The organism is Chryseobacterium sp. StRB126, assembly GCF_000829375.1.
Classification (GTDB): Bacteria; Bacteroidota; Bacteroidia; order Flavobacteriales; family Weeksellaceae; genus Chryseobacterium.
Map to the genome: position 1 here is coordinate 146353 of NZ_AP014624.1, position 13694 is coordinate 160046.

At 36.3% G+C, this 13694-nt stretch carries 13 protein-coding genes and 1 riboswitch; of the genes, 1 reads left to right on the forward strand and 12 read right to left on the reverse strand.

Going from position 1 to position 13694, the window contains the following annotated elements:
- Positions 1-10 precede the first annotated feature (10 nt).
- The 12 genes from CHSO_RS00730 to CHSO_RS00785 all read right to left on the reverse strand — a co-directional run bounded on the left by CHSO_RS00730 (position 11) and on the right by CHSO_RS00785 (position 12625).
- The gene (locus CHSO_RS00730) at positions 11-1228 is read right to left on the reverse strand and encodes a hypothetical protein (protein ID WP_045491260.1); all 1218 of its coding nucleotides are present in this window, start codon (positions 1226-1228) and stop codon (positions 11-13) included.
- Between the two features lie 15 nt (positions 1229-1243).
- A complete protein-coding gene (locus tag CHSO_RS00735) occupies positions 1244-2380 on the reverse strand; it encodes a YncE family protein (protein WP_045491263.1) in 1137 nt (378 codons plus the stop codon).
- Complete coding sequence (locus CHSO_RS00740) at positions 2377-4473, reverse strand: TonB-dependent receptor plug domain-containing protein (RefSeq protein WP_316932462.1); 2097 nt, start codon at positions 4471-4473, stop codon at positions 2377-2379. Before CHSO_RS00740 ends, CHSO_RS00735 begins: the two co-directional genes overlap by 4 nt.
- Before the next feature lie 58 nt (positions 4474-4531).
- Positions 4532-4719, reverse strand: a riboswitch (cobalamin riboswitch).
- A gap of 94 nt (positions 4720-4813) precedes the next feature.
- Positions 4814-5857: a cytochrome-c peroxidase gene (locus CHSO_RS00745; RefSeq protein WP_045491268.1), complete on the reverse strand. Its 1044-nt coding sequence runs from the start codon at positions 5855-5857 to the stop codon at positions 4814-4816.
- 16 nt (positions 5858-5873) lie between these two features.
- The gene (locus tag CHSO_RS00750) at positions 5874-6740 is read right to left on the reverse strand and encodes an MbnP family protein (RefSeq protein ID WP_045491271.1); all 867 of its coding nucleotides are present in this window, start codon (positions 6738-6740) and stop codon (positions 5874-5876) included.
- Positions 6741-6781: 41 nt separating this feature from the next.
- Positions 6782-8761, reverse strand: a complete 1980-nt coding sequence (locus tag CHSO_RS00755) for a TonB-dependent receptor plug domain-containing protein (RefSeq protein WP_045491274.1) — start codon at positions 8759-8761, stop codon at positions 6782-6784.
- 4 nt (positions 8762-8765) lie between these two features.
- A complete protein-coding gene (locus tag CHSO_RS00760) occupies positions 8766-9689 on the reverse strand; it encodes a hypothetical protein (RefSeq protein WP_045491277.1) in 924 nt (307 codons plus the stop codon).
- A gap of 260 nt (positions 9690-9949) precedes the next feature.
- The gene (locus CHSO_RS00765) at positions 9950-10321 is read right to left on the reverse strand and encodes a hypothetical protein (RefSeq protein WP_052480450.1); all 372 of its coding nucleotides are present in this window, start codon (positions 10319-10321) and stop codon (positions 9950-9952) included.
- 3 nt (positions 10322-10324) lie between these two features.
- Entirely contained in the window at positions 10325-10999 is a 675-nt protein-coding gene (locus CHSO_RS00770) for a superoxide dismutase (RefSeq protein WP_045491282.1), read from the reverse strand.
- Positions 11000-11143: 144 nt separating this feature from the next.
- Complete coding sequence (locus CHSO_RS00775; protein ID WP_045501640.1) at positions 11144-11821, reverse strand: SCO family protein; 678 nt, start codon at positions 11819-11821, stop codon at positions 11144-11146.
- The gene (locus tag CHSO_RS00780; RefSeq protein ID WP_045491285.1) at positions 11808-12080 is read right to left on the reverse strand and encodes a YHS domain-containing protein; all 273 of its coding nucleotides are present in this window, start codon (positions 12078-12080) and stop codon (positions 11808-11810) included. The genes CHSO_RS00775 and CHSO_RS00780 overlap by 14 nt, the downstream gene beginning before the upstream one ends.
- Before the next feature lie 182 nt (positions 12081-12262).
- Entirely contained in the window at positions 12263-12625 is a 363-nt protein-coding gene (locus CHSO_RS00785) for a hypothetical protein (RefSeq protein ID WP_045491288.1), read from the reverse strand.
- 327 nt (positions 12626-12952) lie between these two features.
- On the opposite strand from CHSO_RS00785, the gene CHSO_RS00790 reads away from it, so the two are divergent.
- Positions 12953-13471, forward strand: coding sequence for a GNAT family N-acetyltransferase (locus tag CHSO_RS00790; RefSeq protein WP_045491291.1), 519 nt, complete (start codon positions 12953-12955; stop codon positions 13469-13471).
- The last annotated feature ends 223 nt before the right edge of the window (positions 13472-13694 follow it).

The window sequence follows — 13694 nt, forward strand, 5'->3', positions numbered from 1 at the left end:
GTTACGCTTGTTATTTTTTCAGATGTAAATCGTAAGCACCTGCCACTTCTGTAGACACTTCTCCCAGCCAACCGGCTTCCTGGTTTACTCCTGTGTATACTTTCACAAAATCGATTCCCGGAAGTTTTACATATTTACCGGTTTTGTCAACAGCCCAGGAAATATCAATATTGGAAGCTTCATCATTGTTGGGTGCATTATCTGCATATCCGAAATCATAAGACTTTCCTACCCAATAGTTCCCTGCCCCGCTTTGGTCGTAATAATTATCTTTAAGTCTGGTTCCTGTAAAACCATAGGAAGCCCCTGACAGCCATAGCGGATAATAGCTTTGTGTATGGAAGGCCATTTTTGTTTTAAATCCTGTATTTCCGATATTATCCTGCCATTTGATGTATTCCACATCAGTTTGCCAGCTATCGTTTCCGGGAACTGGAGTTTTATTTTCATCAGGTTTGAAATAAGTAATACCATAATTTTTCAGGGTTTCATTTTTAAAGTATTCACTCCCTGCAATTTCATACCACTCATTATCATCCGGTTTACCATTTTTGTTTTTGTCATAAGCTACCATTATAATTCCCGGCTCACAGTTTCCTGAGCGGGGATCATTGGCAGAGTTTCCAAAGAATGCATTTCCCAAGACCTTAAAATCTCTTCCTTCCATATTCGGAATCGTATGATCGAAACCAAATACAACATAACCTCCGTAACCTCCCAGACTAACCATTGATGGATTAGAGCCTACAAGGTATCCATTAACTCTCTTAAGCATATCTGCCTCAGTATTGCCCAATTCATATTCAGGAATATCATTCGTGAACTGGCCAACAGCCGGACGGAAATCAAATACTTTGGAGATATATTTACTCAGCGTTCCTGCTTCCTTGGTTACCACTATTTTGGTTTGAAATATTTTATTAGCTCCCACCTTTAATGTCAAAGGATAAGTAGCGGTCTTTGTACTGATGAATTCCAGCTCAGCATTTTCAGAAATAATAGAATCTTTAATACTCCAGGTAACTTTTCCGGAAATATTGGTAGGAATACTCAATACTCTGAAACGCTCAATAGTATAGGCTGTATCTAATTTAAAAGAAGGGGGGATTACTTCCGGATCGGTAGGAATCGCTGTAACCTCATCATCATTTTGACAGGAGGTTACCATCCCTGCTAAAAAAAAGGATAAAAGCCCGGTTGTTATGTACTTAATTGTTTTTTTATTCATGTCTATCAGTTTTGTTTAATTGTATAAAAAGGCAAAGTGGGCAGGGATATTTCCGCCTTCGGTTTTCCATTTAAAATGTCCGTTTTTATCAAAGCAGTATACAAATCCCATGGATACATAGTTTCGGGCATCTGTAATATAAATGTCTTCTGTGATAGGATTGACGGCAATTCCGTATGGTGTTTTAATCAGGTCTTCATATTCCTTATCAATAATCCGGTTGGAAATGACCTGCTCTGTCTTTACATCTATAATTCCATATGTTTTTACGTAGGAATGGGTATTGTAGTTGAATTCATTTCCATAGTAATACAGCTTATCGTTCACGATAGTCATCTCGCTCACTGCAATATGAAAATCTTTTTTAATGTTTCCTGTTGCTGCATCTACCAGATATAAATTGGAAGGAACATTATAATAATCTCCTCTTGATGTTATATACAGATCCCCGTAATTATCTTTTTTAAGACGATGAAGATTAATGGCGACATCAATTTTTTTCTTTTCTGTGAAAGTGTTCAGATCGATTACTGAAACAGTTTTATCATAATTCGGAACCATATATCCTCCGGAATTAGCTACAAATAACTGATTCCCTACCACTTCCATTTCTTCAGGCTGATATCCTACAGTTACATCTCTTTTGATAGACAGGGATAAAGTGTCTATTTCCACAACTTTTCCTTTGGGAGCTAATGGGTTGATATCTACAGGGCCTGCATAGCTGCTGGCATAAGCATTTCCATCCTTGAAGGTTAAATATCTACAGTTCTGTAAATAGATCGATTTAATGTGCTTGGCTGTTTTCGCCTCAAGGACTTCGATGGTATTGGAAACATTCACCACAATGTACATTTTGCTTCCATAAATCTTAATATCATTTCCTACATCTCCCAGTTCTTTCAAAACATTCGGATTGATTTCGGAATAGATATTTCTGAAATAGGTTCCTTTGGTATAATCAAAGAAATCAAGGGTACATTTATTACTTCCCATGTTCCCTTCGTTTAATACATAGAATCCTTTTATGGTTGTTTTCTCAACGGGATTAAGTCCCTCCACTACTTCCATAGGAATGATCGTGTCATCTGTACGACAGGAAGTAAGGGCAATGAATACAAAAAATAAAAAACACAGATTTAGCTTCTTCATAGTGTAAAATTTAAAGTGAGTCTGAAATTTCTTCCCGGCATGGGATAATTCAGGACAACGTCATAATATTGATTAAAGACATTGTTCATTTCAAGGTTTATTTTAAAAGGATGCCCGGCAAGGCTTAGTTTTCTCTGAACAGAAAGATCGTGGGTATACCAGGGCTGAATATAGTTATAGCGGATATTATCCTGCTGTCCGTCATATCTTTCCCCAACATAGATTGTACTATAATTAAAACTCCAGTCTTTATAATCTGCCATTAGGGTAAAAGATCCGCTATGCTTTGGTGTATACGGAATCTGCTCCCCGAAATAGGTTTCCTTAACCCCTTTAGTGATTGTTTTATCCTGGGCACTCTGATAAGTATAAGCTAATAATGGCCTAAGTTTCACCTTCCCAAGCATTAATTCCGTCTGAACATTTACGTCTGCTCCTATAATTTCAACCTTTCCCAGATTGAGCATCATCCAACGAAACATATTGGTGGTAGGGATGGCCACGATCTTATCTGTTACCCTGTTATAATACCCATCAACCTTTACATACAGCCCTTTGAATAAAGACTTGTCATACTTTTTCTGATAGGTAAAACCAAGATCATACTGATGGGTAAATTCCGGTTTCAGAAAAGTATTTCCAACGCTGGTATAATACAAATCGTTAAATGTTGGGAGCCTGAAGATATTTTTATAGAAAGCTCTAAGGGTAAGTTCCGGTATAGAAGCAGGCTGATAGCTCATGAAGAAAGCAGGAGTCCATTCTCTTCTGTCATCAGGTTTGATATTCATTTTGACCTTTTCTGAAGTAAATGTACCTAACAAGCTTCCCAAGAATTTAAATCTGTTCCACTGATAGGTTGTGGCCAATGCAACCAGGCTTGTATAACGGGTAGGATAAGAAAAATTATACAAATCAGCATCAAGGTTATTGTACTGGAAATCTCCGTTTAAACTGACATCCCAATTAGGGGTAATTGAATATAAATTGGAAGAGGAAACATAAACCTCCCTTTGAATATAAGTATTTTTCGCAGGCATCCCGGATTGAGATCGTACCGTATCATTGAAATAAGTGTAATCATAGGCAAATTTTGCCTTCAGCTGTGTTTCAAACTTAGGAAACAGCTTTTTCCTGAAATTGGCCTGTACAAAATAATTTTCATCCAACATTCTTGCTCCTCTGGCCTTAAAGCGATTTTTCACAATAGGGGCAGGAATCCCACGGTTTGAAATATAACCATAACCTCGAATATTCCAGTTTCCGTTATTCAAAGTTCCATTCACAGATGTTTCAAAGCGTTTTGCTTTAATATCTGAATCATATCTTTTAGAAATGGTATCAGAAGCTGTTGTACCATTGGGAAACTTCCTGCCATAACGAAATTTGTAAAGACCATCGCTCTGGAGAAATTCTGCACTAAAGCTTGCTGCTATCCGTTTTGATATCTTCTGCTCTAACCGAAAAGAAGGATTAAATAAATCAATGGAGGCACTTTTGGCTCTTATGGTAAGATTGGTTTTTCTATTTCCTGTAAATACTGGTGTTTTGGGTTGTAAATAAATTGATCCTGATGACCCGAAGTCTTTTGCGGGTTGGAAAATCTCACTTTTCTGCCCGTTGTACAATGAAATTTCTTCCAGATCATCCAGAGAATATCTTCCCAGGTCTACCAATCCGTTTTGGGCATTACCTAATTGAATACCATCATAGAATACTCCTACATGCTGGCTGCCCATACTTCGGATATTGACGGTCTTCAAACCACCCATTCCACCATAATCTTTGATCTGAATTCCTGAAAAGTACCTCAACGCATCGGCAACAGAGTGGCTGTTCAGCCTTTCGAGCTCTTCGCCCTGTAAAGTCTGGGCCGGTAAGATCTCCTTAAAGTTCTTTTTGTAAATATTGACCGCCTTTATAGCTTCTTCTTTAATAGTATCTTTTTTCTTGGTTTGAGAAAACAAGAATTGTGATGTTAACACACTTATTGTGAAAACAATTTTATGAAGTTGAGATGTAGTCAGTTTTGCCACCATTAGCTCATTCAGGGATAATGATGACGCTAATGGATATAAGAAAAGCAATGACAAAGCACAGCATTTACTGCACAGCATCATTGTAGTCCTAAGCTTTATTCCACGAAAGCGTCAAACGTTTATTTATTCTGGCAGGTCTTCTGACTTACTCCATTTTTGAAATCCTTCCCATTCGTAAAAACAGTGGATATATTCTTCAAAAACTTTGGCGTGGAGCTTACAGCAGCGGGTCTGTTCCGGATTTTCACCGGATTCCCTTTTAAGAGCCTGTTACGGCTCACCAAATTTCGGCAAAGATATAAAAATCCTGCCAGATACAATGTGATGCAGAATAAAATGATTATCAATGCATAAACATGAAAAATCCCGTTAGCTTGTAACGGGATTTAAACAATCAATTTCTATTGGAGTTTCTTTGCTTATCTTTCACAAATTCACGGTCGCTCAAAGTTTTCATAAACAAGATAAGATTAGTCTTTTCCTGTTCTGTGAGAGGAATTGTGTTTCCATTGTTTTTAAAGATAGGATCAAGATTATCAGCATCCAGAACCCCTTTATCAAAATAATCAAGAACGGCTTTTAAAGTTGGAAACTGCCCGAAACTTCCATAAGGAGCCGTATATTCTACATTTCTTAATGAAGGAACCCTAAAGCTCATATAATCTTGCGGAAGACCTGTTACTCTCCCACGTCCTGCCTCATTGGTATTGGTATTTAGTGGAAATCCAATATTTCTGAAGCTCTGATCGGTAAAAAGCTCTGTGCTATGGCAGCTTACACATTTTTGTTGAAAAGTCCGGTACCCCTGAGCTTCGTTATCTGTAAAAGTTTCCCCTTCATTTCGTTTTACTTTATCATACTTGCTATTAGCGGAAATTAGCGTGTATTCATACTGTGCAATACTTTTATAAATTCTTTCCGGAGTAACGGTTTCATCTCCAAAGGCTTTTCTGAATAAATCTTTATATAGAAGATCATCCTTTATTTTACCAATGACTTCCAAAATAGAAGAACCCATTTCTTCATGAGTGATAATAGGAACCAGCGATTGGTTTTCCAATTGAAGAATATTCCCGTCCCAATTATAAAACTTCATAAACATCATGTTCTGAATAGTCGGTACATTCCGCAGCCCTACTCTATTCTGAATACCTATCGCCTGAACATTGTTATCCGCAAAAGCATTTCCCTGAATGTGACAGCTGGAGCAGGAAATGGTATTATCTGCACTCAGTCTTTTTTCATGAAATAGCTTCTCTCCCAGCTCCACCCCATATTTTGTAGGTCTATTGGAATTCACCGAAGTATTGAGCTCCGGAAACCCCAAAGGAATATTGAGTGATAATTGCGGATTATCAAGCGGAACCGGCTCATAATGATCGTTATTACAAGAGATTAACAGTATAAAAATCGCTAAAATACTTATTCCTTTTTCCATTGCAGCTGGGATAAATCTAGTTTTCAACACTGCTTACAGAAAACATTCCGGAAATATCACTGGAACCATTTCCACCTAAGTTATCCACAAACTTTATCATTTGATTGGCTGTATGGATATTCGGAGTGGCATTACCATCTGATCCTGTTCCGGTAACCAATACAATGGTGTTGATTTTACCTGTCAATAATTTATCAAAGTCTGCTTTAACAGTAATTTTAGGTGCTTTGTTATCTACTATTGCATTTTTAGGCAAGTCTAAGGTAACCTCCCTGTAGGCATCTACTCCCTGAGTAAAATTTCCTTCAGATCCTTTTATAGTACTTCCTGTATGGATAGACATCTGTTTGTTATCCGTCCCATAGAAACCTTCAATTTTTGTAAAACGATAACCGGCTCCCCATTCCCACATCATTTGTGTATCATTGGCTCCTGCGGTTGCATAGAACTTGGGAAATCTCACCTGATCCAGCACGTTCAGATCTCTTTTTACACCTAATCCAAACTTGATCCTTTTATACTCTCCTGCTGGGATATTACTTAAAATATAACGAAGAGTCTCCGGTTTTGATTGATCTATTACTGTAGCGCCCTGATCCAGATCATTAATTTTATAAGGAACTTCATTGCCATCTGCCTTTATCAGACGAATGTTACTGATTACATATTTCAATTCTGAAAAGTGATGAACCTGTCCTTCTGCAGAAGTATTTGTGGTTGCCATAGCAGACGTAGATCCTCCAAGAATAATGGTTGTATTCTTAAACGTATTGTTAAATTCAAGGGTTACATTATTCGCTACAGGATTATCATCACTATTCTGGCAGGAAATTATACCCAGTGAAAAAGCTGATAATAGTAAATATTTTTTTAAGTTTTGCATTGTAAAAATTTTAGTGGTTGTTTTAGTTAAAGTTGTTATCCTTAAAAATTAAATTTTAAAGAGGTGTAGATATTGCGCCCCATTCTTGGGATGTTTCCCCAATCTGCATAGGTGCTGTAATATTTATTCAACAGGTTTTCTGCACCTACCTGAAAAACGGTTTTCAATTTTTGGATATTGAAAGTATAGTTCACTGAGAAATTCCAGACAGCATAAGCCGGGGTTTGATCTTCTCCATATTCCGGGCTGTAATTATGTTGGATGAAATCTCCATTCACAGAAGTCTGAACTCCCAAATTATGATGGGTAAAATGTAAGGATGTCAGATAGCTTAAAGGTCGAATGAAGGGTAGATTCTTTCCTTTATCATCTCTTCCACGGGCATAGGTTAAAGTTCCTTTCCAATGGAGTTCCGGTAAAATATTATAACCGGCATTCAGGGCCATATTAAAAAGTGTTGCATGATCCAGTGAAGTATACGCCTTCACTCCTACCGATTGATAATTCATAGGGCTTCCCAGACTTAAAATTTTCCCAATGATGTAATTCTGAATATAGAAGTAATTCACTTTGGCTTCAATACTCATTTTTTCATTTTTAAAACCTGCACTGGCGTTGGTTTCATAGGAAATTTCGTTTTTTAAATCAGGATTTCCGATATAATCATACCGGTCAAAACTATTGTAGATATAATATCCATAGCCTTCTGAAACAGAAGGCGCTCTATGTCCGTAGCCGGTTCCTACAGAAAAGCTAAAATGATTCTCCGTAAATTGATATCCTGCATGTAAGCTGGGAAGAATCCTCGTTTTTTGCGGAGGTGCTCCCGGGTGAAAGATCCAGTTGAACTCTGCATATTTGGACTCATTGTAATTTAATCCTAAAGATCCTCCAAAGCTTACATTGCTTTTATCCGATATTTCCCAGCTGTTATTCATCGAAAGCCCTGCAAAACGGGTAGTTACCCAAGGCCAGCTGTAGGCAAACATGGTTCTGTTCTTTCGATCCTGCGGATACATCCGCATTTCTGCAATGGATGTATTATTGTACATATTGAGTTCTATGGCTGAGGTATACCGTTCTTTTTTCAGATTCACCGAAGAAACCAATCCATAAGTAGTACTCCATCCGGGCATATCCATGTGTACAAGATTTTCAGGACGCTTTGTATCATCCATATAATGTTCTATGGTATTGTAATAGACTTTGGTATCCCAGGATTTAATCCATCCTTCATTAAACAATTGCCTGTAGGAAGCAGATGTAATCATTGCTCTGGAAAGCCATAAATCCATTGGTAATGCAGGAAATCCTACATTTTTTGCCATATCGAAAATTGCATCTACTCTTACTGAAGATAAAGGACTTGTTTTATAGGCTATCCCAATTCCCGTATTGAATTTATTATATTGTGAATGATTGACCTCAACGTCATTTCCGTCATAATAATTTTGTGCTTTTCTTAAGGAAATACTTCCATCCACCACAAGTTTTTTCCCGGAATAGGAAATATTCCCAAGATTGAAAAACTGTTTATTATTAAATTCAAAACCTGTCTGATAAGCTCCATTCCACTTTTTCTCAAGACCAAAAGGAGTGCTTTTTCTTTTTAAATCAATACTTCCGGCTACTGTAGCTCCATGCGAACTCCCTTCCTGACCTGATTTTATATCTATCGATGAAAGAGTATTGCTCTCCAGATAAGAAGTCACCGGATCCATTTTATCGGTGCAGGCTCCAAAAATCCGCATTCCATCAATGGTAACAACAGAACGTTCCGTACTCATGTTATTGAGTAAAGGTTCCCAGGCATACGCTCCCCGTTTTATAAAGCTTATTTTATCTGATGATGCCAGAAATTCGTCCACTGAAACTGACATTTTCATATCGGTCTCCATTTTCTTTTTACCGCTCTTTACTTCTACCTTATCTAAAAGCGTAATACTGTCTTTTCGTGCCTTTCTGTTTTGAGCATGTATTATAACTCCCAAAAACATCAATATCATTCCGAACTGCTTCATGAAACTAGAATAAGGTGTCAATAAAAAGTTCACTTTTAGCTCCCGGAACCCCTGGCGTAAAATCTGTAGAAACCTTAGTTCCCTTGATAATTTTTCCATTTTGATTAAGCAGGATAAAGTTTAAGGTCCAGTTCCCCGTCATGGTATAATTGACAACTCCATGATATAAACCATCATTTTCTTGTTTTAAATCCTGATTATTAGGAGAAGAATGATTTCCCATAGATGGTTCCGGCATTCTTGGATCCAATTGTAGTGTGTAGCCTTTCACTTCCGAATAATAAAACTGTGAAGGATCAGGAAAAACACCTGTAGAAGCAGTAGGCTTGTTGTATTTATAAATCCCTGCTACCAGTTTATTTTCCGCCACTTTCGGTTTTTGAGGAGAAATAAGTGCAATATAATACTGTTCACCATCATTTCCTGTAAACGAGGTCATATTAAGATTCTTATTACTCTGTTCATTCACAGTAACATCTTTGCTGACCGTGTATATTGTTTGGTTCACCGTGAAACTCAGATAAAGTTTCCAGTTCGCTGCGGTATTGCTTTTATCAGTAAATACGGAATATCCTGAATAATATTTTCCATCCGGTTTATATTCTAGGTTATATTGATAAGGGCATGAAGCTTTGCTTCCATCAGCCTTCGTCATGATCGGTAAAAAAGTAACATCCGAAACATTGATATTTTCATGTGTTTGGGTATCAGTAATCTTTAATCTGATTTCATTATACCCTTGATAAAATGTTCCGTTTAAAGTCTCGATGCTTATTGTATAACCATCTTTATTTACGGTGGCAGCTTCTTTAAATTCGTAATGTTCCGGAACGGCTGTGTTGATTTCGCTTTCATAATCCGTTTTGTCGAGAGTGCAGGAAACTGCCGTCAACAGGAAACTCATTATGAAAAGTTGATACATTTTCATTGTTGATTTTTTAGTTGGGTGAATACAATAGAAATACCTTGAATGAAGAGACATTCAATATTTTTTACCACAAAAAGGCACAAAAGACTTTTATAACACTTAGGGTATTTTAAAGTTATCCACAGAGTGTTGATAAGTACACATAACACTTTTGAAAATCAAAAAATTTCAAGTTTTGTGAGCTTTCTACGCCATAGGATTATAAGCTTATTCAAGATTTCTTAAATAAACTGTTGTGGTTAATTTTCTATAGGAGAATACTAAAAAACCGGTGGTTTGAAAATGTGTTTCAGAAACAGAAAAGAATAAGCTGTTTCGTAGATGAAATTAGTTTTGGAAACTATCATTTTTCCAGTGTGAGCTATCTCTGCAATTTCAGGCAGTGTATACATATCAAGAATTTTCTGCCCTGAGCTTTTTGCTTTATTGAAAGGAGTAGATTCTGCATCAGCATTGGTTTTTGCTACCTCTTTGCTCAAATAACATTTTCCATTACAGTGGAGCTCCGGTTTGCTTTTGTTAACACAGAGTGTATTAACAATATAATCATAATTTACAGCATACTCAGCCAGTGGTATCAGAGGTCTGAACACCATATAGCTAATAAAGAGTATGCTGTAAATTAATTTCATAAATTATTTTTTGCTTAAAGCGTCATCATATCTTTTGCTCACTTCTTTCCAGTTCAGCACATTCCAGATGGCTGAAAGATAATCTGCTCTTTTGTTCTGATATTTCAGATAATAAGCATGCTCCCAAACATCAATTCCCAGAATTGGAGTTCCCTTTTCTTCAGTGATATCCATCAATGGATTGTCCTGATTAGGAGTAGAGGAAACGAAAAGTTTTCCGTTTTTATCCACAGAAAGCCAAGCCCATCCTGATCCGAAACGATCTGCTCCTGCTTTACTTATCTTTTCTTTGAAAGCATCCATACTTCCAAAAGTTTCGGTAATAGCCTTTGCTAATTTTGCAGAAGGTTGGGTATTCTTCTCCGGAGTAAGAATCGTCCAGAAAAGTTCGTGGTTATAATGCCCACCAGCATTATTTCTTACCGCAGGACTTAATTTTGAAGTCTCAGAAAGAATCTTAATCAAAGTTTCTTTTTCCTGTGGAGTTCCTGCAATCGCTTTATTCAGGTTACTGGCATAGGCTGCCCCATGTTTTGAATAATGAATCTCCATTGTTTGCGCATCTATTGATCCTTCCAATGCATTATAAGCATAGGGTAAAGGTGTTTGCTTAAATTGTGCCAGTGTAAACTGAGCCGCGAATACTGCTCCTAAAGCAGCTATTTTCATAATCTTCATAATGTTTTGTTGTATGGTTAAACAATATTTCTTTAGAAAGGAAGTAAGGATGCTTGAAGCTGGGAGTTATATTAGTTAATAATCTGCACTCCTTTTCTTCTATAAACGAAGAATACTTCCATCTTCGTGCTTCCATCTTCCATTCTAATCTAATAACTTTTTAATATCCTCAATCAGGATCTCTCTGTCCGGATGATATTTTCCGTTCAGTCTTGGTACTTTTCCTTCAGGGTCTTCGTAATTCAATCCAGAGTAATAAAGGATAGGCATATTTTCTTTATTGTATCTGCAGCGGATGTTACCTTTCTCATCTACAAGGGCAATCATTCCACTGTGATTAAGACTTTCCGCCTCATCTTCCTTATCTCCTACATAAATATTGAACTGATCTGCAAGTTTCCCGATGTAGGTTCTGTCACCTGTCAGGAAATGCCAGTTAGGAGATTTTGCTCCGATTCTTTGGGCATGCTCTTTTAAAGTTTGCGGAGTATCATTTTCAGGATCAATACTGATGGAAATAATTCCAAAATCTGGATTGTTAATTTGGTTTTGAACGGCTTTCATATTCGTATTCATAACCGGACAAATTGTAGGACATTTACTGAAGAAAAACTCTACCAGATACACTTTCCCCAGCATATCTTTATTGGTAATTTTTTTACCGTTCTGATCTGTCAGTTCAAAATCAGGAACCTTCATCACCGTATAAAGATTCTTTTTAAAATAACTCATTCCAACTCCTATTCCTAAGAACAGTAAAGCGAACACTGCAATCGGAATAATGATTTTGTTCTTGTTATTCTTCTGATTATTTTTGGGCATAACTTTCAGGATTTTTCTTGAATTCATCTTTACAATACGAACTGCAGAAGCCATATACCTTAGTTTTATATACTGCAGTATCTTTTAAAGAACCTGCCGTTTTCATATGGCAGATAGGATCTTCTTCGTTCACCACCTGAACATTTTTTATATTTTCTCCGGAAGAATCCATATGGCTTTTATGTTTTACCTGAGGTTCTTTTGCACAGGAAAACAGGGTTATTGACAGCAGCGCCATCAAAATAATTGGAGATTTCATTTAATGATAATTGAAATTAATAAATGTTAAATAAAATTACGGGATTAAACGATACATCAAAATAACCATACGATCAGTTGAAATCGTATAAAAAACCTATTGACAAAGTTTTTCAGGTTAATTTATAATGAATTGTTTAAATGCTTCTTAGCTTAAAACTAAAAATTTAGTTCAACATAGAATTAAACTAATGGTGGATGGAATATCCTTGAAAAATAATCTGAAGAATGTGAATCAAAATAATATGAATCTGGAGTTTCATCTTTTAATTCAGTATCATTGTTATCTGAAAAAGAAAGAATCTCATGAGAAAGAAAGACATCCAGTCCTGCAATCTTTATAGTCTGTGAAGTACTAGACTGCCTTTCTGTTTTTGCCAGTTCTTTTTCAATATAGCATTTTCCTTTACAGGTTGACTGAGGAATTTCTCTCTTTTCACAAAGGTTTTTCACAATATAATTATAATTTACCGCATAGTTTACCAGAGGCAGAACAGGACGTACCGCAACCGTAAAAATGATAAATATGGAAATTAATAATCTCAATTCTTCAGTTCTCTGTTACAAATATACTACTTCAAAATTGTTTTCTGTTCTATTTATGATGAATGTCATTGATGGTTTTGATTGGTTTCTTATGTTTGGTTGGAATACACGAAGACGAAGAAAACTTTTAGGATTGCGTTTATATTTAACCACAGATAGTACAGACTTCCACAGATGATTGTGGATAACAATCTGCGTAATCAGCAAAACCTGCGAAAAATTTTAACCATCACCAATAATCTGTTACCTATAAAATTAACAAAACTGTATCTGTCATCATCCTAATATTATAACGAACTTTGATTACAAGGCTTCAGAATGTATGTCATGATTCAGATCAGAACCGCAACACCAGAAGATGCACAACATATTGCATTACTGGGAAGAATAACTTTCACCGAAACATTTTCAGAACATTTCCGGGATCAACAGGATTTGTTTGATTATTTTGAACGGACCTTCAGTGTTGCCAAGATCAGAAACAGTATACGAAATCATAATAATAAATTTTGGATAGCATTCTGGAACGAGCTTCCTATTGGATATGCAAAACTGAAAGTACACTCTCCTACTGAATTTATTGATTCAGCTGCTGTTTCCCAATTACAAAAGATCTATGTACTCAAAGAATTTTTGGATAAAAAAGTGGGGAGAACTTTAATGGATGAAATGATGACTTCTTTTGAAAATTCTGACCAGCAGTATATCTGGTTATCTGTTCTGAACTCCAATGAAAGGGCATTACAATTTTATGATAGAAATGGGTTTTCAAAGGTTGGAGAGCATCAGTTCAGTATAGGGAAAGAGGAGTTTGATTTCTTTGCCTTATCAAAACAAAAAATTTAGTTCTTTATAAAAGTTTAATCTTGTTAAGCTCTGTTGATATTTCAGCAGAGCTTTTTTTGAGGATGATACAGAAGTTGTTGGAATACACCAAGGTGCTAAGAGTTTTTAAAAGATTATGTTTTTAAGGCGCTAGGATTTTATCTGCAATAAAATTGAATGCTGCATATTTATGGCTACGAATACACGGATGATTTTTTATGTATAAAATCTATGTACTTGCTGA